This window comes from Acetobacterium bakii, from assembly GCF_001263355.1.
GTDB lineage: Bacteria > Bacillota > Clostridia > Eubacteriales > Eubacteriaceae > Acetobacterium > Acetobacterium bakii.
This window is the reverse complement of record NZ_LGYO01000016.1, coordinates 44114-68149: the sequence shown is the minus strand read 5'-3', so window position 1 is coordinate 68149 and position 24036 is coordinate 44114. Positions and strand designations below refer to the sequence as shown.

Sequence of the window (24036 nt, the reverse complement as noted above, 5' to 3'; positions counted from 1 at the left end):
GTGTAAAAATTGTTTCGTGCAAACTGACAGCAAAGCTCACGTCAGTATACAATCGCTTCATAAAGTTTTTAGAAATCTTATGGCTGCAACTTCATTCTATGTCATTCAAAATCATTTTGCAAGGGTGCATTCTTGTTTTGAAAATTTATCCTACAATATGTAGGGTATGAACCATGCCGTATCCTCTACTATGCCGTATGTACTTTTCGTAAAATTGCGAATATAATGAGTGCATGTAAACGGTTTTAATTGAGATAAACCATAAAATTCAGGAGGAAACAGCATGTTAACACCAAAAGAAAATTTTTTAATGGCTGCAGTGGAACACAGAAAACCCGAGTGGGTACCCAACGAAATGAGTGATGTCATTATGTATGGCGGTTCATTCGAGAGCTTCGAAAACGGACCGCCCGGCGGTGGTTTGGACGGCTTCGGCGTGACCTGGCATGCCACCGACTCGGCCAGCGGTCAACCGGTACCCGGCGGCAAACCGGTTCTGGATGACGTCACCCAATGGGAAGATGTGGTCAAGTTTCCCAATCTGGATGAGTACGACTGGGAGGGCAGTGCCGCCATGCAGGCGATGATTATGGGAGCAGATCGTGATCAGCGGGTGGTTGAATACGGTATGTGGAACGGACAGTTTTTACGACTGACCCATTTGATGGGTTTTGAAAATGCCCTTTGTGCCATGCTGGAAGAACCGGAAGCCTGTGACGCGCTCTTTGCAGCCATCACCGATTACAAAATTGAGCTGGTCGAACGAATCGCCAAACACTTCAAACCGGATATTATTACCAGTTATGACGATATTGCCACCGAAAGAGGGCTGTTTATGTCGCCGGGAACGTATCGGTCACTGATTAAACCACACCACAAACGACTAAATGATGCCATCAAAGCCAACGGCATGATTCCCTTTATCCATACCTGTGGAAAATGCGAAGATGTGATTCCAGATTATATTGAAATCGGCACTGCCGCCTGGACCTCGGCCCAACCCATGAATGATATTGAAGGGATTTTGAAAAAATACGGCAGCCAGATCGCCGTCATTGGCGGTTATGACAGCAACGGCCGTCCCGGGATGGAAGAGGCAACCAACACAGAAATCGATACAGACGTCAAGCGTTGTATGGAAACCTACGGTCCCTATGGCAGCTACGTCTTCATGGGCTTCCGGCTGATGACTGGTGCCGGGCCAGAAGCATTTATGGCAGGTATTATGCCGATTAATGCCGCTGCAGAAAAATATAAGCACATCAAATAATTCGGGGATTAAAGATAAATTAAGAGGAGAAATTAAATGTCAAAAATTGAAGATGTAAAAGTATTGGTCGAAACTGGTAAATCAAAGAAGGTGGCAGCAGCCGTACAGGAAGCCTTGGATGCTGGCGAAAAAGCCCAGGATATTCTGAACGCCATGATCGCCTCCATGGGTGTGGTTGGCGATAAATTCTCATCCGGCGAAATCTTTGTCCCAGAAATGCTGATTGCTGCCAAAGCGATGTCAAAAGGGGTTGAAGTTTTAAAACCAGTGATGGCCGGCGATGGCTCCAGCTCATTGGGCACCTGTATCATGGGAACCGTTGCCGGGGATCTTCACGATATCGGTAAAAACCTGGTTGTCATGATGCTGGAAAGTGCCGGATTTGATATGGTGGATCTGGGCGTTGACGTACCGGCAGAGGCCTTTGTTCAGGCCGTCAAAGAAAATAACAACGTGGTTGTGGTTGCCTGCTCAGGTCTGCTGACTACCACCATGCCAGCCTTGAAAGAAGTGGTGCAAACGATCAAGGCAGCTTATCCGGACATGAAAGTGATTGTCGGCGGCGCGCCGGTCACCCAGGAATATGCAAATGAAATCGGCGCCGACGGTTATGCGCCGGATGCGGGAAGCTCCGCGGCCAAGGCAAAAGAAATCATCGGCGTTAAATAGCATCTAATTTTCGGATGAAATAAACTTAATTATAATAAAAAGCAAGGCTGGTTTCACAGATATAAATGTGGAATCAGCCTTTTGAGCGATCTTTAAATGTGTTTACTCAGTAGATGAGCAGCTCGTGACATTGTTTGCAGTGGTGGATAGCAGAAGAGAATCCCTGAATTTGATCCAGAGCATGAAGATGTTTTAGATAATTGATTACACCCCGATGCAATGATGGATTTGATTGCATCGGGGTGTGGTGTTTTTATGAAGAAATGTAATTTATACTAACTGCTCAGAAAGCTAAAATTGCATTAAATCCGTTTTATTGTGCCGGGTTATTCATCAAGTCAATAATAATCTGAACATTACCCTCGACTGGTTTCGATTCTTTTGATGATTTTCGCCGGGACACCACAGACAATAACGTTTGCCGGAACATCCCGGTTGACAACGGCGCCGGCGGCAATCACTGATCCATCCCCAATGGTCACGCCGGGCAGAACCGTGGCGTTGGCGCCGATCCAGACATTGTTGCCAATGACGATGGAGGCGGGATGCATGGAGCTGCGGTTATTCGGGTCCAGCCCATGATTGAGGGTCGCCAGCACCACCTGATGCCCGATGAGAACACCATCCCCAATGATAATGCCGCCCTGATCCTGAAAGCAACAGCCCGCATTGATAAAGACATTTTTGCCAACCGTGATGTTGATCCCGCAGTCGGTATGAAAAGGCGGGAACAAGCCAAAGCTTTCATCCACAGCTTTGCCGGTTAGCCGGGAAAACAGCGCGCGGATTTCTTCCGGGGTATGATAAGAGCCGTTGAGCTCAGTCGTCAGCTTCAGGGCTTCCTGGGAAATCAAATGCATCATCTGATGCACTTCTGAACCGCCTTCGACCGTTTCACCCCGGTTCAGATGATCCAGAAAATCTCTTTTATCCATTATTTTACCTCCTTTTTAATCCTCCATTGACTTTAAATTACATTCGTGTTAAACTCCGAATAATAAGCTCAACATCATTCTACAACTTAAAGTTAACTTTAAGTCAAGCGCTATTTTAAAAATATAAATTTATTTTGGAGGAACGAAAATGATCTATACAGTCGGTGAAGCGGCCAGGCAGCTGAATGTTGCGGCCTCAACCATCAGATATTACGATAAAGAAGGTTTGCTTCCTTTATTAGAACGCTCCAGCGGAGGCATGCGGATGTTTCGGGATGACGATATGTCCAGCTTGAAAATTATTGAATGCCTGAAAAAAACAGGGATGCCCATCAAAGACATCAAGCATTTTATCGACAGCTGCATCGAAGGGGATTCCAAAATCGACGAGCGGCTGGCCATCATTGAGTCCCAGCGGGAGTCGGTCAATCGGCAGATGGAAGAAATGCAGAAAATGAAGGAAATGCTGGATTACAAGTGCTGGTATTACGAAACGGCCAAAGCCGCGGGAACCTGTGCGGTTCATGATCAGATCAAACCGGAGGATGTTCCCGAAAAATTTCATCAATTTTTAAATCAGCCATAGATCAATCACGAATGGAGAGTTCCTATGACAATTAAAGACGTGTCAATCATCGGCCTGGGTGCTTTGGGCATTCTTTTCGGCCACCAGATTTCACAAAAAATCGGTTTCGATTTTTCGGTGATCGCCGATCAAAGTCGAATTGAGAAATATCAGTCCCAAGGTGTTTTCTGTAATGGGGAAGTCTGTGATTTTAACTACCAGAGCTCAGAGGATGGAAGTATTGCCGATCTGATTATCTTTGCAGTCAAGATCGACGGACTGGAAGCCGCCATCGAAGCGGTGAAAAACCATGTAGGCCCGGAAACCATTTTCATGTCGCTACTTAACGGCATCACCAGCGAAACTATCATCGGCGAAGCCTTTGGTGAAGTGAATCTGGTCTGGTCAGTGGCCCAGGGAATGGATACGGTCAAAGAGGGAAATCAGCTTTTCTACACCAATCCGGGAATTATCTGCTTCGGCAACCGGAATGGGGATGAACCATCGGAAAAGGTGGATCGGGTACGGGAATTTTTTGACCGGGTTGGTATCGCTTATGAAATCGACAATCGGATGGACCGGAAGATCTGGGCCAAGTTTATGCTCAACGTCGGGATCAACCAGGTGGTTTCCGTTTTTGGCGAAAATTTTGGCAGCGTCCAGCTCCCGGGGAAACCCCGGGAGCTGATGATCGCCGCCATGAATGAGGTGATTCCGGTGGCCCGAAAAGAAGGAGTGGAGCTGACCCAGGCTGATATCACCTACTGGCTAAGGGTGGTAGACGGCTTGAGTCCCGAAGGCAAACCTTCCATGCGTCAGGATGTGGAAGCCCGTCGACCCACTGAGGTGGAGCTATTTTCCGGCACGGTCAATCGGTTGGGCGAAAAACATGGACTTGAGACCCCGGTGAATGAATTTCTTTATGATAAAATCAAAACGTTGGAAAGCACCTTTTAAACAGTGCTTTCTTTTTTTAGTTGCATGATAAAAATCGCAATTAAAATGATGTTGGACATATCGAAAAAGAATGAGCGTAAAAGAGAGTCTAGAAGTGAAATGTAATGCTCTACCAAATATATTGATTGCTTTAATATCGAAGCCAGTATAGTTGCAAGCGACAAATGAAAACTTCAATTTGGATGACATTCCCAAAAGAAGTTAATCAATAGCTCTAAATTAAAAAAATTGACGGCAGCTTTATCGTTCACCTGCCGTCAGTGAGGTTGATGGCAATTATTATATTAGTCGCCTAAGCCGTTCGCGATGTTGGTATAATCCTATTTTCACAAATTAAATATCGGTATTTTACTGGTTGGCGAAATGAGGGCGGAGAACCTCGGAAAAGAAGCTGGAATGATCATAGATTGATGTGATTTCGTCCATATGACCAACGATTACATTCGTATATAATATGGATATTACAAAAGGAGGCAATAAATTAATCATCCAGGCGAAGAAAAATGACAGGAAGAACAGGAGGCAAAAGCTGTGAAAATATTAATTCTGGGTGGCTTTCTGGGATCCGGAAAAACAACCGTCTTATTGCAGTTGGCACGGTTTCTGGTTGAGCAGTCTTCGAATCATAACCAGACCCGGGTGGCCATTATTGAAAATGAAATTGGACAGGTTGAGATTGATGACAAGATGCTGCGGGGAAATGGTTATGAAATCCGGGATATTTTTCCGGTTGCGTCTGTTGTACCCTGAACAGTGATTTGATTTCAGGGATTAAAGAAATTCAGGATACGACAAAACCAGCCAGGCTGGTCATCATGGCAGTGCAAAATCCTCCAGACACTGGAAACCATACTTGAAACCATGTGAATGGATAAATGAAAACAAGACAGGAGAAACAGAAACATGATCATAATTGGAGAAAAAATAAATGGTGCGATTCCCTCCACCGCCAAAGCCATTGCAAAGCGGGATGTCGAGTATATAAAAAATCTTGCCAGAATGCAAACGGCAGCAGGGGTTGACTATATCGATGTCTGTGCTTCGGTGGAGAACGATGTGGAGCTGGAAACCATGAAATGGCTCATTGACATTGTTCAGGCAGCAACAGAGACCCCCATTGCGGTGGACAGTCCCAATGTGCATACTTGTATTGAGGCCATGAAATACTGCAACAAACCGGGACTATTTAATTCGGTTTCAATGGAAGGGGAGAAGATCGATGTGGGCTTTGCTGCAATCGCGGACACGGATTGGGAATGCGTTGCTCTCTTAAACAGTGACAAGGGGATCCCCAAAACGGCCAAAGACCGGTTAGATGTTTTTACCGACATTATGGCCAAAGCCAAAGCATACGGCATAGCTCCATCTCGGTTGCATATTGACCCGCTGGTGGAAATGCTCTGTACGTCGGAAGATGGAGTCGCAATGGTAATTGAGGTGATTCGGGAAATTAAAGCCCAGTACCCGGCCATTCACGTCACCGGAGCGATCAGCAATATCTCCTTTAATCTACCAGCCAGAAAAACAGTCAACATGGGCTTCACCGTCATGGCGATGATGGCCGGGTTGGACAGCGGGATTCTCGATCCGACTGATCGGGACTTAATGGGAGTTATTTATGCCATGGTCGCGCTGATGGGGGAAGATGAATACTGCGTGGAATATATTAGAGCTTATCGTCAGGGGATTCACGGCGCGGTAAAAAAATAATATCGCAGACCAGAGGTTGTTCAACGAACATCTTTTCGATCAATTTTTTAGCTAGTGTATGCTGCAAGATCGAACACTCTTCGAGATGTCCCAATATGAATACACGGATGTAACAATTGTCGGTACTGAGTTAGTTTTATAATAGAGTTTTTTAAAATATCGACTATAATAGGAGGAAGAAAGCATGTCAAAAATGAATGAAGTTAAAGAATTGGTGGAAGCAGGGAAGTCAAAGAAAGTTGGGGCAGCTGTTCAGGAAGCCTTGGATGCCGGCAGTCAACCAGCTGAGATTCTTCAGGCGATGGTGGATTCCATGAGTGTCGTAGGTGAGAAATTCTCTTCCGGAGAAATCTTTGTTCCGGAAATGCTGATTGCTGCCAAGGCCATGTCCAAAGGGGTAGATGTGTTACGACCTTTGATGGCCGGCGATAACACTGCTTCACTGGGAACCTGCGTGATTGGCACCGTCGCCGGGGATCTCCATGATATCGGTAAGAATCTGGTCTCGATGATGATTGAAAGTGCCGGCTTTACAATGGTGGATCTGGGCGTGGATGTACCGGCTGAAAATTTCGTGAAAGCGGCGAAAGAAAATGACAATGTAACCTTAATCGCCTGTTCAGGACTGCTGACTACCACCATGCCGGCGCTAAAAGAAGCGGTCGAGACTATTAAAGCTAGCGGACTGAGCGGATGTAAGGTGATTGTTGGCGGAGCTCCGGTAACTCCGGAATTTGCGGCCGAAATCGGTGCTGACGGATATGCAGCCGATGCCGGGTCGGCGGCGGTCAAGGCCAAAGAACTGGTTAAGTAAACAGTATCAATTATTAATTTAAAATAAGGGGAGGATACATAAATGAATCAGAGAGAGAATTTTTTTGCGATGCTGGAAGGCAAAAAGCCGGAGTTTATTCCCAATATCATGGAGTTATATAAAATATGTGTTTTCGGAGCTGACCGGGCTGATCAACCATTGATCGGCGGATTGGATGTGTTTGGTGTCAATTGGATAGTAACAAAAGAAGGGGAGATGCCAGAGCCAAATAAGTTTTTATTTGAAGATATTGCTGACTGGAAAGATTATGTAAAATTTCCGGATGTGGATTCGCTGGGGATTGAAGAAGCGGCAAAAATTGAATTGGCGGATGTGAATCGGGATGAAATCATTGTCAATGTGTACAGCCCCACCGGATTATTTGAACGACTGGCTGCGTTTATGGGCTTTGAAAATACCCTTTGTTCACTGGTTGAAGATCCCGACTCCTGCCGGGAATTCTTTGAAGCGTTTGCTAACTATAAGATTGCCTGTCTTAATCGTTTCATCGATGCTTATCAGCCGGATGTGATTACCTATCTAGATGATTTAGCAACTGCCAATGGGCTGTTCATGTCACCAGCCGTTTATCGTTCTGTCATCAAACCGGCTCATCAACGAATTGTTGAAGCAGTAACTTCCAGAGGCGTGATTTTTTGCCAGCATACCTGCGGAAAATGCGAAAAGATTATTGAAGATTACGTGGAAATGGGGGCCAAAATCTGGAGTTCGGCACAGATCAGCAACGACCTGGAAGGAATTATGGACAAGTATCATGGACAACTACTTGTCGAAGGAGGATGGGATTCTTCGGGACCAGCCAGCTATATTGGCGCATCAACAGAAGAGGTGGTTGCGGAGTCGATCCGCTGTGCCAAACAGTATGGAAAAAACGGCAATTTTATATTATTTCCGACACTGTTGAATGAAAATGGAAATTCGCTTTTTGTTGGCGATTCGCGGTTAGGTCCAATGATTGAAGCCTGGCATGGCGTCGAAAAGCTCTAAAGAGTTGATGAAGACTGCTCTAATAACAGGATTAATCGGCGGGATAATGGGATTTATCATGAGCTTTCTAATGAACTGGCTGCTGATCCCAATGCCCGAAACAATTCTGGCCAATGCCATCGGAAACGGCCTCAGCGGCTTGATCAGTGGCTTTATGGGCGGCTTTATCGGTCTGCTGATGTATCAGCGAAAGCGGGCCGCAGGCGACTAATAATAAACACATAAACAACCAAACGAAAACAGCACCGCAGAGACATGCGCCGTGTTGTTTTCGTCATTGTGCCGCAGGACAATCTTTTAAGCGGTCTGCCAATTTTAATTCTGTTTTATGGAAAAAGATGCTATACTGAAACCATTGCAAAGTCTAAATAAACCAGGGGACACACAGATGGATCAAATTGAAAACCGACAAATCAAAAGTCTTCAAAGTGAAGGGCAGCAACCCCATCAAAAACGCATCAGCGACCTGGTGGACATCAAAACCCTTCAGGAAATTCTTGACGCCTTTACGACCACCACCGGCTTAATGGCCAATATCGTCGATGGGGAAGGGGTTTCTATTTTTCCGCGCAAAGGGATCAAGAAATGCTGTAAATTCTGCCGGATTATCTACAGTCTGGAAGGTGGCAAAAACCGCTGCCAGGCGGCCTACAAACGGGCCGGAAAACAGGCGGCACTGTTTGCCGAGCCCTATATTTTTCGCTGTCCCTCCGGACTGATTGAATGGGCGGCGCCGATTATCTTAAACGGTGAGCATGTTGGCACGATCATCTGCGGGCAGGTGTTGATGTGGGAGCCGGAAGAATTTTTCTGGATTGAACTGCGAAAAATGAATCAATCCCTGACCAATGATTTTGAAGAATTATTTGAAGCGGTGGGGGAACTGGCCGTTGTCACCGGCAACCAGGTCCAGGCCTCGGCCTACCTGCTGTATGTCGTGGCCAATTATATTATGAAAGCCGGCTGGGAGAATTATGAGCAGTCCCGGGAATTTGCCAAACAGCGAACCCTTTATCATGCCGAAATTGAAAGCCGAAAATCCCTGGAAAAACATCGGGAAAGTACGGTTGCTTTCTCACTGATTGACGAAGACGAAATCATTGTGCAGCTCCAGAATAACAGAAAAAAATCGAAAGTCTTTTTGGAAGGGCTGATCTCTGGGCTGCGCTATGAAGCCCATCAGAACCTGGTGGTGATGCGGGCAAAGATGACCGAATTGCTGGTGATGCTGTCCCGGGTGGTCAATCAGATGGGGCTGGACATGCCCGTTTTTATGGAAATCAATAATCATGCCATCAGTCAGATTTATCAGACTGATTCCATCGAAAATATCAGTGTCATCACATCAAAAGCAGTGGATGCTTATCTGGAACATATGGCTGCGACCGCGGTTAAACCGAAAAATCCCAATATCAAGCTATTGATCGACTTTATTGAAAGCAACTATCAGCATAATCTGACGGTGGAAGAGATTTCTGATGCAGCCTGTCTCAGTCCCGGCTATGCCGGCCGAATCTTTAAGGAGCAGTTGGGGTTGTCCCTCATGGATTACGTGCTGAAGGTACGGATTGAAAAATCCAAGAAACTGCTGCTTAATCCCCACTATCAGATTCAGTCAATCGCCGAAACCGTGGGCTATATTGATGCCGGTTATTTCACCAAAGTGTTTCGCAAATTTGAAGGGATCACTCCAACTCAATTCCGAAAATATCATAAACGTTAAGGGTGCAGAAAATGAAAAAAGTATTAGATGAATTACAGCAGGCCATCGAAAACGGGGAGACTCAGATCGCCATGGACAAAACAAAGGTCGCCCTTAACCAGGGGCTTCGAACCGATACGATCATCCAAACGGCCATTAACCCGGCCTTTAAGGATCTGGGGCAGAAAATGTATGATGGGGAAATCTATGTAACCGATGTGTTAATGGCCTCCCGGGCGGCCCACGCCGCCATGTACGTGATGGAACCGATTCTTTCAAAGTTTAGCGGTGCCACCAAAGGCATTGTGGCCATCGGCACCGTAGCCGGGGATCTTCATGATATTGGCAAAAATCTGGTAATCATGATGCTTCAGGGCAGCGGTTACACGGTAATCGATCTGGGCATTGATGTACCGGTAGAAACCTTTGTTGAGGCGATTCGGATGCATAAACCCCATGTGCTGGCCTTATCCTCGCTCTTAACCACCACCCTGCCGGAACTGGATAATATGATGGATGCCCTGGTTGAACAGGGACTTCGGTCCCAGGTGAAAGTCATTGTGGGCGGTGCCCCGGTGACCGCCGAATATGCCGGGCGGATCAAAGCGGATGCCTATGCCAATGACCTTTTTGAAGCTACCGAAGCAGTGGGGGATCTGGTCAACAACCGGATCGGGAAGTATACAATTTAAATACTGGTTTTAGGTTGATACCCTTACTTCACAAACGCTTCAAAATCCTCATAAACCTGTCGGGAGTAGTCATAGCACCACTTCACTATGGTTTTTTCGAAGCCATCGGACTTACCCATATAACCGGCGACCCAGTTGACGTTAGGCCTCTGGGCGTGGACATTGTTAATTTATCTCAATTGCTGCTAGGTTTCATCTGTAAAAAAAGTGTTGACAAAGCAGTTATTGTGATTTACTATACTGTATAGGTGCTATACAAAAAGAAAGCAGGTAAGACGATGGGTGATTTTAGACAGTTATCCTCACTGATGGAACGAATTATTCATAAATACAATCAGGCAGAAAACAAAAAACGCTATTTCGGAACAGATCTCATTTTAACCCGGACTGAGATTCATACAGTTGTGGAAGTGGGGGACAAACCTGGTCTGAATATTACGGCATTGGCTCAGAAAAAAGGTATTACAAAAGGCGCAGCATCGCAGATGATTTATAAGCTGGTGGATAAAGGTCTGATTCGGAAAGAGGTTTCTCCGGTTTCCGATACAGAAGTCTGTCTGTCTCTGACGGAATCCGGGAAGGCAGCCTATGAAGCCCACCAACGGTATCACGAGGAGACCAATAATCTGTTTTTTAAAACGATGCGCAAAATGCCGGAAGAAACAATGAAAGAGATGGAGAAAATTTTGATTGAATTTGACAAAATTCTGGATATTCAGTTAAAACAATCGAAATAGCAATAAAAGTGGCTGTGATTGCAGCCATTCTTTTGGATCTTGAAGTATAGTACATATACAATATAGCAGCAATACAATGAAAGAGGTATTTTATGAAAAGTATCAGTTCTCGGATCTATTTACTGAAAGAAGAAAAGGTTTCAAAAGCGTTGCTGACATTGGGGATACCCACGATGATCGGTATGATGGTTTCGGCGCTCTATAATCTGGTGGACGTTTTTTTTGTGGGAAAACTTGGAACAGCCCAGATCGGTGCGGTGTCGGTGGTCTATCCGCTGGAGATGATTCTGCTGGGTATCGGTCTGTTATTCGGTTCCGGCGCGGCTTCCTATATTGCGCGATTATTGGGAATCAAAGCTTACAAGGAAGCCAGTCAGTGTGCAACAACCGCAATCATCAGCGCTGTTTTGCTGGGCTCCGTGCTGCTGATTGCAATGGGTCTGTTTCTGGATCCGATTCTGAGGGCACTGGGAGCAACCGACACCATTCTGCCCTTTGCCAGAGAATATGCGATGATTATCATCATCAGCATGGCTTTTAATGTCTTTAATATTGCCGTGAACAATATTATCACAGCTGAAGGTGCCGCCATGCAAAGCATGATTGCCATGCTCGCAGGAGGACTTATCAACATGATGCTGGATCCGGTGTTTATCATCTTACTGAATTGGGGTGTCCAGGGAGCAGCCTACGCCACCCTGGTAGCAAGACTGGTGTCTTTTGTCCTTTATCTGGTTTATCTGTTTAGCGGGAAAAGCATGTTGACCTTTAAATTATCCAACTGGAAACCGGAAGTTCATTTATTCCGTGAAATCATGAAAGTCGGAATTCCGATGCTGATTTTTCAGCTGCTCAGCAGTTTGACTATGGGAATCACTAATTTTCTGGCATCCGGATTTGGGGATGCTGCTGTTGCCGCCCTGGGGATTGTAAACCGGATCATGTCCCTTGGGAGTATGATGATTTTTGGTTTTCTCAAAGGGTATCAGCCGTTTCTGGGGTATAATTTCAGCGCCGGAAATATGAAACGGGCGGAACAGGCAACCCGAACGGTACTGATCTGGGGAATGGTCTATTGCTTGATCAGTACCACCCTTCTGATTGTGTTTCGAAATCCAATTCTTACAGGATTCAGTCAGGATGATGCTCAGGTCATTAATATCGGCTCAACGGCCTTGATTGCCAATGCTGTGATATTTTTGGGGATGGCTTATCAGGTGATACACGGCACCCGGTTCCTTGCAATGGGTAGGGGAAAAGAAGGCGGACTCATCAGCGTCGGTCGTCAGGGAGCCTTTTTCCTGCCGCTGGTTTTTATTTTTACCATGGCTTTTGGTCTTAACGGCTTGATTATGGCCCAACCCATCGCAGATATTTGTTCGATTATTATGGTGGCCATCCTGGTGCAAAATGAAAAGAATGGAAAAATTCTTCCCGATCAGTCGGTTGTCAAAGTGGACGGGTGAAGACAGCGCTGAAAATGAGGAAAGGTATGGGGATGTTTTGACTGGGTCGGCGGCTAATAGATCAACAACGAGGAGAAATGGCTGTTCAGGTATTTAAGCAATCGATTTTATTATTCTGAAATAAATGTTATAATACATAGAAAAGTCCTTAGGAGTTTCTATGATACTTAATACCGGTAATCGAACCGATATCCCGGCATTCTTCAGTGAATGGTTTTACAATCGCATCCAGGCAGGCACAGTCCTGGTCCGAAATCCATACTATTCTCAGCAGGTCATCAAGTACCGTCTCAGTCCGGAGGTGGTGGATTGTCTGGCCTTCTGTACAAAAAATCCAGAGCCCATGCTTGAACGTCTGGGCGAAATTAGAACCTTCAAACAGTACTGGTTTGTGACCATTACACCCTATGGCCGGGATATTGAACCTCATGTGCCCGACAGTGAGCAGGTTATGCAGGCCTTTCGGCAGTTGTCGGATGCGGTGAGTCTCAAATCCATCGGATGGCGGTATGATCCGATTTTTATTTCCAAGCAATACCCCCTGGCTTTTCATCTGGAAAGTTTTGAGCGGATGGCTAGTGGCCTCAGCGGCTACACTGATCACTGCGTGATCAGTTTTATTGATCTGTACAAAAAGACCCTGCGAAATTTCCAGGGCGTCCAGGCTGTAACAGCCGAAGAACGGCAGATCATCGGACAGGCATTTGCCGCCATCGCCAGAAAATATAAGATGACCCTGCGAACCTGCTGTGAAGGCACGGATCTGCAGCACTTTGAGGTGGATTGTTCCGGCTGCATGACCCAGGCGGTTCTGGAACGGGCCATTGGGACCACCCTGAAGATACCCAGGAACCGCCATGAAACCCGGGACGGCTGTGACTGTTTGCTTGGCAGTGATATCGGTGTTTACAACACCTGTGGACACGGCTGTCTTTACTGCTATGCCAATCACGATAACAAATCCGTCAGGCATAACATGGCCAACCACGACGCAAAATCCCCATTTTTAATCGGTGGCTTTATGGACGGGGATATCATCAAAGAAGCCAAACAGGTGTCCTATGTGGATGGGCAATTGAGGTTATTTTGAAAATTGGGACAAAATTTAAATTAAGCCGAAGACAAGGAGAAAACGATGAGCAGATTTGCCGTAATTGATACAGAAACTACCTGGGATGATGCGGTTATGTCCATCGGGATTGTCATAGCCGATTCTGTGACCTTCGAGTTGGTCGACAAACGCTATTACATCCTCACGCCGTTTAAAGATCACGGCGGTATGTATACATACGCCCTATATGCCAATGGCATCACGCCTGACCTTGAGTGTTCACGAGAAACGGTAATGGTCGAATTACGACATTTTCTTTCAGATCATGAGGCCACTGCTATGTTTGCTTATAACGCCGTATTTGACTGCCGTCATCTGCCGGAATTAAGCCATCTTGATTGGTATGACATTATGAAGGTGGCGGCGTATCGACAGCACAATCCCAGCATCCCCGATTGGGCCGAATGCTGCGGCACCGGCAGATTGAAGCGAGGTTACGGCGTGGAGAGCGTATACCGGATGTTAAGCGAGGAGTCGGAGTACTGCGAGTTGCACAACGCTCTGACTGACGCGATCGACGAGTTGATGATTATGAAGTTGCTTGACCATGAAATAGATAAATACATCTTGGCGAAGATATGAAGTGAATAAATGGAAGAACCCGTTTTTAGCCGGAAGCCCTGGCTGGAAACGGGTTCTTTTTTGTAAGATGTATGAGAGGAGAAACGAAACACCCCTACGGCATAGGAGAAAGGACTGTGAATATTTACAGGGATTATTAATTGACGGGCATAATGGCTAGGGTTACAATGGGAAATGACAAATAAAATAAATTTAAAAAATTTTGTTTCACTATTTAAAGAAGAGAAAGAAGGGGCACATGAAAAACAAAAAACTCTCTCTGTTGATTCAGACCGGTGTGATTCTGGCCTATATGCTATTTTTCATCCTCATGAAAAACCTGTTCGATAGTCATCAAAATGATCTTAATACGATGGCCGCAATTACTGTCACCTCACTTCGAGTGCATATCATCAGGCTTTACAGCATTACATTTTTCCAATGGTTTTTCTTGGGAGTGTTGCTCAGTTTTCTGAACTTTAAAAATTGGCCGGGTTTCAGCTTTTCGACCCCGCCCTTTCTAATCGCAATAGGATGGTTTGTAATTTCAATCCTGGGTACATTTCCAATTTTGGGAATTCTCATCTTTTATCAATCAGGATATCTGGAGTTTTTTCATTATGTGACGCCGATTTTTACGGGATTCTTTCTGTTTAAGAGTTTATTTACCGAATCACTCAATCAACAGGAGACATGATGAAAAAAATCGAGAACGAAAAACGCACACTTACCCTAATGATAAAAATTTACTGCAAAAAAAATCACAACTCCAACCAGCTGTGCGATGACTGCGCAGAACTTCTGGAATATGCCTTGAGCCGATTGGATCATTGCAGATACAGTGAGAACAAGGGCTTTTGCAATCAATGCACCACCCACTGTTACACCAAAGAAAAAAAGGAAGCGATTCGAAAGGTCATGCGTTTTTGTGGGCCACGGATGATTTTTTATGATCCTAAAATGGTTATTAAGCATCTGCTGTCATAGCGAACAGCAGATGCTTTTTTACGTCTGAATTTATCAGCTTGCCAGCTAAATTGTTTTGCACACAATTTTTACATTATATGGTTCCATTGACTATGTTAGAATGAATTAACAGCCATGGTATCGGAAATAAAAATCCTGTGATTAAAGTCTTGAAAATATAGTTTTTAAGTAGAAAGATCAGAAAGGTGTAAAAATGAAACAGTATGTCGTCGACGCATTTGCAGAGCATGTGTTTGAAGGAAATCCGGCAGGGGTCTGTAATATGTACCAGGATCGGATCAGTCTGTCCGGAAAGGCGGTGCTTTATGCCATTGCAGAACTCTTTATCTGAAAATAATCCCGGGAACAGAAAAGCGCAGTATTTCCAGGGCATGAAAGCGGGCCTGCCGGTGGTCATCGGGTTTATATCGGTGGCCTTTGCGTTTTCAATCATGGCGCTACAGTCGGGGTTGTACTCTTGGGAAGCGGTCATGATGTCGGCGATGGTGTTTGCCGGCTCCAGCCAGATGATTGCAGTGACCATGGCCGATCAGGGCACCGGCATCCTGACTATTCTGCTGGCAACCTTTATCATTAATCTGCGCCACCTGATTATGAGCACCTGCGTAATGAATCGCATAAAAGGAGATAATACGGCGCTGAAGTTACTGGCAGCATTCGGGGTGACCGACGAGTCCTTTGCAATCTTCACTACCACATCCGAGGAAAAAGCTTCGGTTTATTATTTTCTCGGTCTGATCACTGTGACGTATTCCTCCTGGGTGATCGGCACGGCAATGGGCTGTGCGGCCTCAAGCATTCTACCGCCCATTCTGGCCAATAGTTTAAATATCACCATGTATGCCATGTTTATCGGTTTGCTGGTTCCCAGCCTAAAAGGAAATCTTCGGTTGACTGCCGTGGTGTTTCTGACGGCGGTGTTCAGTTTTACCATGCGCTTTATTCTCGATTCCGCATGGACCATCATCAGCGCCACATTAATCGGGGCAGTTATCGGCGTTTATATTTTAAGTGATGAAAAAGAGGGCGAAACCGCAATCCTGCCGGAAACTCATCGGGAAAGGACAGAATCCATATGAATATTTTTTTACTGATCCTTGGTATGGCAGCGGTAACCTACATCCCCCGGGTCATTCCGGTGCTGCTGGTGGAAAAGTTGCGATTTGGGGTAAAAACCGAACGGTTTTTAAGCCTGATTCCTTATACAGCTATGACTGCCCTGGTATTCCCGGGGGTTTTGACGATGGACGGTACTAACATCTGGATTGGCATTGCCGGGGCTGTAACCGCGATGGTATTAAGCTGGAAAAAGGCGCCAATCATGCTGATAATTCTGGGAGCGGTGGTTGCGGTGATGCTGGCCTATTTACTGCTGTGATGGGTGCAGGCCAAACCAGGGTTGAGTCAGGATGCAGACAATGATATAATTGTGTGACTAATTAACGAGGAGGTGTCGGCTTGTCGATCAATTCTTTTGAAAACTATCCCATGAGCTGGAAACCTAAGAAAGCAGCGGGTAATGAACGTCTTTGCGTATCGCTGGTGAGACAGCTGGAGGAGGATATAAAAACCGGGGTACTGCTGCCGGGAACCAGGTTGCCGCCCCAGCGAGAGCTGGCGGACTATCTGGATATCAACGTGAGTACGGTTTCCCGAGCGTTTAAGGAGTGCACCCAGAAAGGGCTGCTCAGCAGCACCGTGGGCAGCGGAACCTTTGTCGCCTATGATGCCACGGCCAATCTCTGTCTTTTGCCCTCACCAAAAACCAGGACTGTCATTGAAATGGGGTCGGTTTTTCCCGAAGCGGTGGCCTATAAAGAAATCACCGGGCTTATCGAAAAAATGATCACCGAACCGGATTTTGGCATACTGTTTCAGTATGGCCCAACCGAAGGGACGTCCTGGCACAAGGATGCGGCGGTCAAACTCATTGCCCAGGCAGGGTATCAAACCACCCCCGATAAACTGCTCCCTACAAATGGCGGACAAAACGCCATTGCCGTTATTCTCTCGGGTCTGTTTCATCCCGGGGACCGCATCGGAACGGACCCCCTGACCTATACGGGCATTAAGACAGTTGCCAAAATGCTGGGAATTCAGCTGATCCCCATTCGTCAGAAAAATGGTGAAATGAGTGCCGATGGGATTTTATATGCCTGTAAAAACGAAAACATCAAGGGCCTTTATATCATGCCGGATTTTCAGAACCCCACTACTCACAGCATGTCGGATTCCGGGCGACAGGCCATTGGCGAAATCGCCAGGGAAAAGAAACTGATTGTTCTGGAAGATGTGATTTACAGCCTGTTAAATCAGACCCCGAAAAATGCGGTGGCCTCCTATGCTCCGGACCAGACCATTTACATCGCCAGCCTGTCCAAGGTGTTTGCTCCGGGTTTGCGGCTGGCCTATATGGTTTCCCCAGAACAATACAAAAAAGACCTTGTCACGGCTATGTATAACATCAACTTATCGGTTTCACCATTTTTGTCGGAAATTGCATCCCGGATGATTGTGTCTAAAAACGCCGACCGGTTAATCGAAAACCGGCGGCAACTGACCCGAGTGCGGAATCAGCTCATCGATGAGGCTTTATCCGGTTACCGGGTGCTGGGATCAGCAGACTGTATTTTCCGCTGGCTGTTGTTGCCCAAGGGGATAACCGGCAACACCTTTGAATCCCTGGCCCAGGCCGCCGGGGTTCAAGTCTATGCCGCAGAACGTTTTGCTGTCGGGAATGTTAAACCGGTTGCGGCGGTGCGTCTGGCAGTGGGGGCAGCCAATAGCAATGATGAACTGCTTGCGGGTCTGGAAATTATTGGGGATCTGTTGAAAAAGGCGGATAGGAAATAGAGGGCCAACCATGCCATTAGGCGATGACAAACACTGTTGCTTTGATTATAAAATGATAAACTTTTTCCGTAATAAATTTATAACCGTATAACAATGCATTGAAATTGTTATGCGGTTGTTTTTTTTGCATGTTGATGATCTGTTGATTAAAATTTTTCTGGAAATAGGGGACTAGAAACGGCCAAACGGTAACCGGGTCTGCTTAAGTATCAATGGTTACAAAAAAGTGCCTACTTTGCAAAACCCGGCAATAAATCTATAATGAATGATATAAACGTCATAATGCAGGTAATTGCAATACTAAGGCCGTACGATAAATTGCTTTTGAAGTATACTGCAGGCTGCAAGCTTTATAAATTCTTTCAAAATACTAATGTCACCTCCCATTTTATCAATAATTACATTGAATAATGTTATCAAATATGATAACATTATTCAAGAATAGATTACATAATATTAGGAGAAAATTAAGTGGATTATGAAGTAGAATTTTATGAAAAAGAAAACGGAGATGTCCCGGTATTGAATTTTTTATTGTCACTTCAGCCAAAATTGAGAGCAAAAGCATATAGTGAAATTGAGTTGTTAAAAAAACATGGGACAGCGCTCAGAGAACCATATGTTAAACCAATCAAAGGAAATAACAACAAAGGAATATATGAGTTAAGAATTAAATTTTCAACAGATATATCGAGAATCTTCTATTTTAGCTTTCAGGAAAACACTTTTGTATTGTTAAATGGATTTATAAAAAAAGCCAATAAGATACCAGAACGAGAATTAGAGAGAGCACGGAAATATAAAACTGATTATGAAAGAAGGTGTAAAGATGAGTAAGGCAGGAATAAAGTTTGAGGTAATCAAAGAGCAATTAATGAAAGATGATGAATTTAAGGTTGAATATGAAAAATTGAAACCGCGTTATGAAATAATATCACAAATTATTGAGGCGCGAAATACTCAACATATTACACAGGAAGAATTAGCCCTACGAGTGGGAACCCAAAAATCAAATATTTCAAGATTTGAAAGCGGATCTTATAACCCATCCCTGGACTTTCTGGTCAAGGTTGCAAAAAGTCTGGGAAAAGAAATTCATATAGAGATCAGATGAGTAGAGGGCTACAAAAGAAAGTGATGGTTTTGAGTCCCCGAATCTTGATTCGTCTTTTTAAAAGAGCCTGAATAGCAATTTGATCGGATTAAATGCAATAACAGATAGAAAAGATTTATAACAGGAGCAGTCAAAAATGAAGATAGAAGATTTAATCATCTACACCAAAACCATCAAAGAGCGAGAGGCCCAGTATGTCGCTTATCCGGCCGCACTGGCCCCGGAATTAGCCGCCTTTCTAGCGCAAAAAGGGATCAAAAAACTGTACAGCCATCAGGCGGAGATGTTTGAACGGGGGATGGAAGGGCAGAATATCGTCATCACCACCTCCACGGCCAGCGGCAAAACCCTGAGCTTTTTACTGCCGGTGCTCCAGGAAATTCTGGCCAATCCGCTGACCCGAGCCATTTTCATCTATCCCACCAAAGCCCTGGCCAGCGATCAGTACCGGGCGATTCTGCCTTACCTTGAATATTTTGGGGAAAGCCGGGTATCGGCCGGGGTCTATGACGGGGATACCCCGGTGAATGAACGCAGCCGGATCCGCAAAAGTGCCAACATCATTTTAACCAATCCGGAAATGTTAAACAGCGCCTTTTTGCCCAATCACAGCAAATTCGGCTTTGATTTCATCTTTTCCAATCTGAAGTTTGTGGTCATTGACGAGCTCCACACCTACCGCGGCGCCTTCGGGTCCCACCTGGCCAATGTTTTTCGGCGGCTGCGGCGGGTCTGCCGCTACTATAACGCGGCCCCCCAGTATCTGTGCAGTTCGGCCACCATCGCCAATCCGGTGGAGCTGGCCGAAGAAATCTGTGGGCAGCAATTTATTCAGATCGACCGGGATGGTTCGCCGGCGGCCCAGCGAAAATACGTGCTGGTCCAGCCGCCGAAGATTATCGGCTCGGACAAACAATACATCGGCCAGGTCCAGGTCACCGAGATTGCCTCGGATCTGATCCCGGAGCTGGTGGAAAATGATCACAGTTTTATCGCCTTTGCCAAATCCCGAAAGAACGTTGAAGTGGTACTGAAAGAATCCCGGGATAAACTGGAAACCGAACATTTCTTCGGCGCCTCCCTGACCGCTAAAATATCCGGATACCGGGGCGGCTATACGCCGCTGGAGCGCAAGGCCATTGAAAACAAAATGATCACCGGGGTGTTGCAGGGACTGGTATCCACCAATGCCCTGGAACTGGGCATCGACATCGGCAAAATTGATACCACTGTGCTGGTGGGCTATCCGGGCACCCGGGCATCCTTCTGGCAGCAGACCGGCCGAGCTGGCCGAAGCGGCAAGGAATCGACCAATTATCTGATTCTCGATAATCTGCCCTTCGATCAGTACATCGCCATCAATCCCGATTGGCTGTTTGAAAGCAGCAGTGAAAATGCCGTTATCGACAAGAATAATCTGCTGATCCAGCTGGCCCATATCCGGGCGGCGGCAGCGGAGATTCCCCTGACCCTGGATGATATTTCGCTGTTCCCGGATTTGGGCGAAACAATTCCGGTGCTGATCCGGGCGAATGAGTTAACCAATATGAACGGCAAGTTTGCCTGGACCGGCAATACCTTTCCCGCCGGGGACTTCAGTCTGCGCAACATTGACAAAGCCCGATATAAACTGATTAACCAGGAAAACAATACCGAAATCACCGAAATGGATGAGATGCAGGCCTTTCGGGAACTTCACAGCGGCGCCATTTACATGCATGAAGGCGCCCAGTACCAGGTCATCAAACTGGATCTGGAAAGCCACACCGCCTTTGCCATTCCCTTTAACGGCAATTACTACACCATGCCCGGTAGCCATACCAATATCCGGATCATCAAAGCCGGCAAGGAAAAGGAATACCAGCGCCTCGGCGTGGCGTTCGGGGATGTCAACGTTGATGAAATGGTGCTGATGTATAAAAAACTGCAGTTTCACAACCATCAGAACCTCGGTTTTGAACAGCTGGATAAACCCCTGGCCAAGGATTACGACACTGAAAGCACCTGGTTAAAGATTCCCGATAACGTGGTGAACGTCTATCGCAGGCTGCTTCAGCACAGTCAGAATGGTCAGCTGATCCGCAATAATCATTTCGAAGGGCTGTGCCATGCCCTGAAAAGTGTGGCCATGATGGCGACCATGACCGAGCGGGAAGACATCGGCGTGGCCATGTCCAACAACGCCATTGAAATCGGCGAAAATTTCAGCGGGGCGGTTTATCTGTTCATTTACGACAAGTACATCGGCGGTCTCGGCTATGGCGAAAAGGTCTTTGATCTGATTGCCCCGATCGTCGAAAATGCCATTAAGATGGTCAGCGGCTGCCAGTGCAAGGATGGCTGCGCCGCCTGTATCGGCGACTATCATCTGGACAAGGCCATGATTCTCTGGGGCCTGCGAAATTTTCTCGAAGAACTGGAAGCGCCCAAGGGCATCAAACTGGTGGCCTATGCGCCGACGCTATTCATTGAAAAGCCCTTTGGCTTTTACGAACTCCCGGAAAAATGGCCGGAATTCTGTGCCTATATCCTGGAAAGAGGGGACCCCCTGGCTGCCTTTTTAAGCGCCGTGCCGGAGGTGACCGTCAGCGGCCAGGTGCTGACGCTGATGCTCCAGCACGATTTTTATGGGGAATGGGTCATGGAAAAAACCAACAAACGCAGCCTCATTAATATGATCAGCTTTTACACCGAGGCCCCGGCCGAGATCGAACTTAAAGTCAGCATCGAGCCCGCCGCTGATGACCGGGATGATGTGAAAAATAAATTGCAAAAAAGATACAAAAATCTGGTGGAATAGGAGGCGCCCATGGAGCATCAAAAAGAGCTGGAAAAGCTGAACAACTATCAGAAAGACGCGGTTCTGGATGACAGTGGTGTCTGCATTGTCAAGGCCCAGGTCGGCAGCGGAAAAACCACAGTGCTGATTGCCAAGATTGTCTATCTACATCAAGCGAAAAAGATCCGCTACCGGGATATGATTGTGCTGACCTTTACCAATAAGGCTGCCAATGAAATCAAAGCGCGGCTGCTCCGGGCGGACGATAGCATCTGCACCGACGATCTGGCCGGGTTTGGCACCTTTCACAGCGTCGCGCTGCATTTTCTCAAAGACGTGTTACCGGTTCAAGACTTGGGATACACCAGGGATTTTCTGGTCATCGCTCCGGATGAAGAACTGGATATTGCCCTGGGGATCATCCGGGAAAAGAAGCTGACCGTTAAATATAAAAACCGGCTCAAGAAAAGGCTGGAACAGGCCACCGCCATCACCGATGAAGCCCAGAAGGTGTCGCCCTACCAGGATGATATTTTTACGCTGGTTGAGCTGCTGCGGGCAGAAAAAATCAGCCAGAACAAGATGGCGTTTGCGGATTTAATCCAGAATGCCACGGCCCTATTGACCAATGATCAGCAAAAGCCCCGGTGGATCATCATCGATGAGGTTCAGGACAGCGATCAGCTCCAGCTGGAGTTCATTAATCGGCTCAAAGGCAGCGAAACCCGGCTGTTTGCGGTGGGGGATCCCAACCAGATTATTTACAGCTGGCGGGGCAGCACCCTGAACGTGTTTGCGGCCCTGCGGGAGCAATACGATGCCCGGGAACGGTCCCTGCCCATTAATTACCGGTCCAGCGGATCGATTCTGGCAGCGGCCAAGTGTTTTCTAAGAGACGGCAGCGATCTGACCGGCAGCCGGGAAACCGGCAGCAAAATCATTATCAAAAACCAGTACAATCCCTTTAACGAAGCCTGCTATCTGGCCGACCGGATCGCCGCCATTCATCAGCAGGGGACACCCTATGGTGAAATCGCCGTCTTCTACCGGACCCAGAACCAGTCCCGGGTTTTTGAAGATGTGTTTCTGAAAAACGGGATTCCCTTTGAAGTATCGCTGAAGAAAACCATCCGGGATATCCCGGTGCTCAACTGGCTGATAAAGCTGCTGCGCTTTTCCCTCAATCCCAATGACTGGTCCTCTGGTGTCGAGGTCCTGAGTAATAAGGATTACGGCGAAAAAAGAACCGCAAAAGCGGCCCTAAAAACAATAAAAGACCCGGGGGCCAATCAGTCCGGGCTGCTGGGAAAAATGCGCGGGTTTGTCAGCCACGGTGGGGAGATGACCACACCCGCAACGATTTACACCTATTTTGAACTGGACCGCCAGATTCGCCCGACGGCATCCACCTATCAGGAGGATAAGGCCGCCATTGACGGTCTGCTGCAGCTAATCATTGAATATGTAGCGGAAAAGCAGCTGCCCTTTCTGGAAGGGCTTACCGATTTTATCAATTCCTCGGCTCTGTACGGCATCAATATTCTGAAAAAGGACATCAGCAGCCAGGCCGATTCGGTTAAACTGATGACCCTCCATGCCTCCAAGGGACTGGAGTTTGCCTATGTCTTCATCACCGGCATCAATTACGGTCTGATCCCCCTGCATATGAAAAGCCCCGCCGAAGAAGCCGAAGAACGGCGATTGTTTTTTGTGGGCATGACCCGGGCCAAGGATGTGCTGGAGCTGTCCTATTACACCAACCCCGACGATTACCGGGTCATCGCCGGGGAAAGCCGCTACATCAACATGATCCCGCCCCAGCTGGTCGAAAATGAATCAGTCAAAGCCGGCGGGGAAGTCAATTTGCAGGACCTGAAGAAACAGATTCAGGCGGCCCAAAGCGAGGGCAGCGAAGCGCCGGAGCCAGCCGAAACCGTCGTTGCGGTCCCGGAAAAACAAGTCCGCCATCACAAGTACGGCATCGGCACGGTGCTGAAAGAGGATGAGACGATGATCGAAGCAGAGTTCGAAAATTACGGCGTCAAAGAATTTATCAAGGCGTTCAGTGAGCTGGAGTATTTGTAGGACGGTGATTTTAAATTTTAA

General features: G+C 46.7%; 27 protein-coding genes. 25 read left to right on the top strand and 2 right to left on the bottom strand.

What is annotated here, in order from left to right; all coding sequences use genetic code 11:
* Positions 1-283 precede the first annotated feature (283 nt).
* Both AKG39_RS07410 and AKG39_RS07405 read left to right on the top strand, forming a co-directional pair.
* Positions 284-1270: a uroporphyrinogen decarboxylase family protein gene (locus AKG39_RS07410; protein ID WP_050739747.1), complete on the top strand. Its 987-nt coding sequence runs from the start codon at positions 284-286 to the stop codon at positions 1268-1270.
* A 36-nt stretch (positions 1271-1306) separates the two neighbouring features.
* Positions 1307-1939 carry a corrinoid protein gene (locus AKG39_RS07405; RefSeq protein WP_050739746.1) on the top strand — a complete coding sequence of 211 codons (633 nt, stop codon included), beginning with the start codon at positions 1307-1309 and terminating at the stop codon, positions 1937-1939.
* A 356-nt stretch (positions 1940-2295) separates the two neighbouring features.
* Here the strand turns inward: AKG39_RS07405 and AKG39_RS07400 are convergent, their stop codons facing one another.
* Positions 2296-2874 carry a DapH/DapD/GlmU-related protein gene (locus AKG39_RS07400; RefSeq protein WP_050739745.1) on the bottom strand — a complete coding sequence of 193 codons (579 nt, stop codon included), beginning with the start codon at positions 2872-2874 and terminating at the stop codon, positions 2296-2298.
* A 148-nt stretch (positions 2875-3022) separates the two neighbouring features.
* Here AKG39_RS07400 and AKG39_RS07395 point away from each other — a divergent pair, with 148 nt between their 5' ends.
* The 9 genes from AKG39_RS07395 to AKG39_RS07360 all read left to right on the top strand — a co-directional run bounded on the left by AKG39_RS07395 (position 3023) and on the right by AKG39_RS07360 (position 10322).
* Positions 3023-3460, top strand: a complete 438-nt coding sequence (locus tag AKG39_RS07395; protein ID WP_050739744.1) for a MerR family transcriptional regulator — start codon at positions 3023-3025, stop codon at positions 3458-3460.
* Between the two features lie 24 nt (positions 3461-3484).
* Positions 3485-4396 carry a ketopantoate reductase family protein gene (locus AKG39_RS07390; RefSeq protein WP_050739743.1) on the top strand — a complete coding sequence of 304 codons (912 nt, stop codon included), beginning with the start codon at positions 3485-3487 and terminating at the stop codon, positions 4394-4396.
* A 531-nt stretch (positions 4397-4927) separates the two neighbouring features.
* Positions 4928-5146: a GTP-binding protein gene (locus tag AKG39_RS07385; protein WP_050739742.1), complete on the top strand. Its 219-nt coding sequence runs from the start codon at positions 4928-4930 to the stop codon at positions 5144-5146.
* 153 nt (positions 5147-5299) lie between these two features.
* Positions 5300-6106, top strand: a complete 807-nt coding sequence (locus AKG39_RS07380; protein WP_050739741.1) for a methyltetrahydrofolate cobalamin methyltransferase — start codon at positions 5300-5302, stop codon at positions 6104-6106.
* Between the two features lie 184 nt (positions 6107-6290).
* Positions 6291-6920 (top strand): corrinoid protein, encoded by a 630-nt coding sequence (locus tag AKG39_RS07375; RefSeq protein WP_050739740.1) that lies wholly within the window; start codon positions 6291-6293, stop codon positions 6918-6920.
* Positions 6921-6962: 42 nt separating this feature from the next.
* Entirely contained in the window at positions 6963-7928 is a 966-nt protein-coding gene (locus AKG39_RS07370; RefSeq protein WP_050739739.1) for a uroporphyrinogen decarboxylase family protein, read from the top strand.
* A 7-nt stretch (positions 7929-7935) separates the two neighbouring features.
* Complete coding sequence (locus AKG39_RS19730) at positions 7936-8139, top strand: hypothetical protein (protein ID WP_126981293.1); 204 nt, start codon at positions 7936-7938, stop codon at positions 8137-8139.
* Between the two features lie 177 nt (positions 8140-8316).
* Positions 8317-9651, top strand: a complete 1335-nt coding sequence (locus AKG39_RS07365; protein WP_050739738.1) for a PocR ligand-binding domain-containing protein — start codon at positions 8317-8319, stop codon at positions 9649-9651.
* Between the two features lie 11 nt (positions 9652-9662).
* Positions 9663-10322: a cobalamin B12-binding domain-containing protein gene (locus tag AKG39_RS07360; protein ID WP_050739737.1), complete on the top strand. Its 660-nt coding sequence runs from the start codon at positions 9663-9665 to the stop codon at positions 10320-10322.
* 23 nt (positions 10323-10345) lie between these two features.
* Here the strand turns inward: AKG39_RS07360 and AKG39_RS20850 are convergent, their stop codons facing one another.
* Positions 10346-10492 (bottom strand): DUF2252 family protein, encoded by a 147-nt coding sequence (locus AKG39_RS20850; RefSeq protein WP_423230034.1) that lies wholly within the window; start codon positions 10490-10492, stop codon positions 10346-10348.
* A gap of 108 nt (positions 10493-10600) precedes the next feature.
* On the opposite strand from AKG39_RS20850, the gene AKG39_RS07355 reads away from it, so the two are divergent.
* The 14 genes from AKG39_RS07355 (at position 10601) to AKG39_RS07295 (ending at position 24015) form a co-directional block, all read left to right on the top strand.
* Entirely contained in the window at positions 10601-11059 is a 459-nt protein-coding gene (locus AKG39_RS07355) for a MarR family winged helix-turn-helix transcriptional regulator (RefSeq protein WP_050739736.1), read from the top strand.
* Between the two features lie 92 nt (positions 11060-11151).
* Entirely contained in the window at positions 11152-12525 is a 1374-nt protein-coding gene (locus tag AKG39_RS07350; protein WP_050739735.1) for an MATE family efflux transporter, read from the top strand.
* Positions 12526-12685: 160 nt separating this feature from the next.
* Positions 12686-13615 carry a DUF1848 domain-containing protein gene (locus AKG39_RS07345; protein ID WP_050739734.1) on the top strand — a complete coding sequence of 310 codons (930 nt, stop codon included), beginning with the start codon at positions 12686-12688 and terminating at the stop codon, positions 13613-13615.
* A 45-nt stretch (positions 13616-13660) separates the two neighbouring features.
* A complete protein-coding gene (locus tag AKG39_RS07340) occupies positions 13661-14218 on the top strand; it encodes a 3'-5' exonuclease family protein (RefSeq protein ID WP_050739733.1) in 558 nt (185 codons plus the stop codon).
* A gap of 238 nt (positions 14219-14456) precedes the next feature.
* Positions 14457-14894 (top strand): hypothetical protein, encoded by a 438-nt coding sequence (locus tag AKG39_RS07335; RefSeq protein WP_050739732.1) that lies wholly within the window; start codon positions 14457-14459, stop codon positions 14892-14894.
* On the top strand, positions 14894-15184 hold the full coding sequence (locus AKG39_RS07330) for a nitrous oxide-stimulated promoter family protein (RefSeq protein ID WP_050739731.1): 291 nt from the start codon (positions 14894-14896) through the stop codon (positions 15182-15184). The genes AKG39_RS07335 and AKG39_RS07330 overlap by 1 nt, the downstream gene beginning before the upstream one ends.
* Positions 15185-15377: 193 nt before the next feature.
* Positions 15378-15515: a PhzF family phenazine biosynthesis protein gene (locus tag AKG39_RS20300; RefSeq protein ID WP_201780256.1), complete on the top strand. Its 138-nt coding sequence runs from the start codon at positions 15378-15380 to the stop codon at positions 15513-15515.
* On the top strand, positions 15490-16263 hold the full coding sequence (locus AKG39_RS07325) for an AzlC family ABC transporter permease (protein ID WP_050739730.1): 774 nt from the start codon (positions 15490-15492) through the stop codon (positions 16261-16263). The genes AKG39_RS20300 and AKG39_RS07325 overlap by 26 nt, the downstream gene beginning before the upstream one ends.
* Positions 16260-16562 (top strand): AzlD domain-containing protein, encoded by a 303-nt coding sequence (locus AKG39_RS07320; protein ID WP_050739729.1) that lies wholly within the window; start codon positions 16260-16262, stop codon positions 16560-16562. The genes AKG39_RS07325 and AKG39_RS07320 overlap by 4 nt, the downstream gene beginning before the upstream one ends.
* 80 nt (positions 16563-16642) lie before the next feature.
* Positions 16643-18037 carry an aminotransferase-like domain-containing protein gene (locus AKG39_RS07315; RefSeq protein ID WP_050739728.1) on the top strand — a complete coding sequence of 465 codons (1395 nt, stop codon included), beginning with the start codon at positions 16643-16645 and terminating at the stop codon, positions 18035-18037.
* 471 nt (positions 18038-18508) lie between these two features.
* Positions 18509-18874, top strand: coding sequence for a type II toxin-antitoxin system RelE/ParE family toxin (locus tag AKG39_RS07310; protein ID WP_050739727.1), 366 nt, complete (start codon positions 18509-18511; stop codon positions 18872-18874).
* Positions 18867-19151: a helix-turn-helix transcriptional regulator gene (locus AKG39_RS07305; protein WP_050739726.1), complete on the top strand. Its 285-nt coding sequence runs from the start codon at positions 18867-18869 to the stop codon at positions 19149-19151. The genes AKG39_RS07310 and AKG39_RS07305 overlap by 8 nt, the downstream gene beginning before the upstream one ends.
* 136 nt (positions 19152-19287) lie before the next feature.
* Positions 19288-21951, top strand: coding sequence for a DEAD/DEAH box helicase (locus AKG39_RS07300; RefSeq protein WP_050739725.1), 2664 nt, complete (start codon positions 19288-19290; stop codon positions 21949-21951).
* A 9-nt stretch (positions 21952-21960) separates the two neighbouring features.
* Positions 21961-24015, top strand: coding sequence for an ATP-dependent helicase (locus AKG39_RS07295; protein ID WP_050739724.1), 2055 nt, complete (start codon positions 21961-21963; stop codon positions 24013-24015).
* Positions 24016-24036 lie beyond the last annotated feature (21 nt).

Excerpts from the sequence above, each read along its gene's own strand:
- AKG39_RS07405 (WP_050739746.1), top strand. The coding sequence starts at position 1,307 with ATGTCAAAAATTGAAGATGTAAAAGTATTGGTCGAAACTGGTAAATCA.
- AKG39_RS07295 (WP_050739724.1), top strand. The coding sequence starts at position 21,961 with ATGGAGCATCAAAAAGAGCTGGAAAAGCTGAACAACTATCAGAAAGAC.
- AKG39_RS20300 (WP_201780256.1), top strand. The coding sequence starts at position 15,378 with ATGAAACAGTATGTCGTCGACGCATTTGCAGAGCATGTGTTTGAAGGA.
- AKG39_RS07400 (WP_050739745.1), bottom strand. The coding sequence starts at position 2,874 with ATGGATAAAAGAGATTTTCTGGATCATCTGAACCGGGGTGAAACGGTC.
- AKG39_RS19730 (WP_126981293.1), top strand. The coding sequence starts at position 7,936 with ATGAAGACTGCTCTAATAACAGGATTAATCGGCGGGATAATGGGATTT.
- AKG39_RS07410 (WP_050739747.1), top strand. The coding sequence starts at position 284 with ATGTTAACACCAAAAGAAAATTTTTTAATGGCTGCAGTGGAACACAGA.
- AKG39_RS07370 (WP_050739739.1), top strand. The coding sequence starts at position 6,963 with ATGAATCAGAGAGAGAATTTTTTTGCGATGCTGGAAGGCAAAAAGCCG.
- AKG39_RS07390 (WP_050739743.1), top strand. The coding sequence starts at position 3,485 with ATGACAATTAAAGACGTGTCAATCATCGGCCTGGGTGCTTTGGGCATT.
- AKG39_RS07380 (WP_050739741.1), top strand. The coding sequence starts at position 5,300 with ATGATCATAATTGGAGAAAAAATAAATGGTGCGATTCCCTCCACCGCC.
- AKG39_RS07300 (WP_050739725.1), top strand. The coding sequence starts at position 19,288 with ATGAAGATAGAAGATTTAATCATCTACACCAAAACCATCAAAGAGCGA.
- AKG39_RS07350 (WP_050739735.1), top strand. The coding sequence starts at position 11,152 with ATGAAAAGTATCAGTTCTCGGATCTATTTACTGAAAGAAGAAAAGGTT.
- AKG39_RS07325 (WP_050739730.1), top strand. The coding sequence starts at position 15,490 with ATGCCATTGCAGAACTCTTTATCTGAAAATAATCCCGGGAACAGAAAA.
- AKG39_RS07355 (WP_050739736.1), top strand. The coding sequence starts at position 10,601 with ATGGGTGATTTTAGACAGTTATCCTCACTGATGGAACGAATTATTCAT.
- AKG39_RS07330 (WP_050739731.1), top strand. The coding sequence starts at position 14,894 with ATGAAAAAAATCGAGAACGAAAAACGCACACTTACCCTAATGATAAAA.
- AKG39_RS07305 (WP_050739726.1), top strand. The coding sequence starts at position 18,867 with ATGAGTAAGGCAGGAATAAAGTTTGAGGTAATCAAAGAGCAATTAATG.
- AKG39_RS07335 (WP_050739732.1), top strand. The coding sequence starts at position 14,457 with ATGAAAAACAAAAAACTCTCTCTGTTGATTCAGACCGGTGTGATTCTG.
- AKG39_RS07395 (WP_050739744.1), top strand. The coding sequence starts at position 3,023 with ATGATCTATACAGTCGGTGAAGCGGCCAGGCAGCTGAATGTTGCGGCC.
- AKG39_RS07365 (WP_050739738.1), top strand. The coding sequence starts at position 8,317 with ATGGATCAAATTGAAAACCGACAAATCAAAAGTCTTCAAAGTGAAGGG.
- AKG39_RS07360 (WP_050739737.1), top strand. The coding sequence starts at position 9,663 with ATGAAAAAAGTATTAGATGAATTACAGCAGGCCATCGAAAACGGGGAG.
- AKG39_RS07340 (WP_050739733.1), top strand. The coding sequence starts at position 13,661 with ATGAGCAGATTTGCCGTAATTGATACAGAAACTACCTGGGATGATGCG.
- AKG39_RS07375 (WP_050739740.1), top strand. The coding sequence starts at position 6,291 with ATGTCAAAAATGAATGAAGTTAAAGAATTGGTGGAAGCAGGGAAGTCA.
- AKG39_RS07345 (WP_050739734.1), top strand. The coding sequence starts at position 12,686 with ATGATACTTAATACCGGTAATCGAACCGATATCCCGGCATTCTTCAGT.
- AKG39_RS07320 (WP_050739729.1), top strand. The coding sequence starts at position 16,260 with ATGAATATTTTTTTACTGATCCTTGGTATGGCAGCGGTAACCTACATC.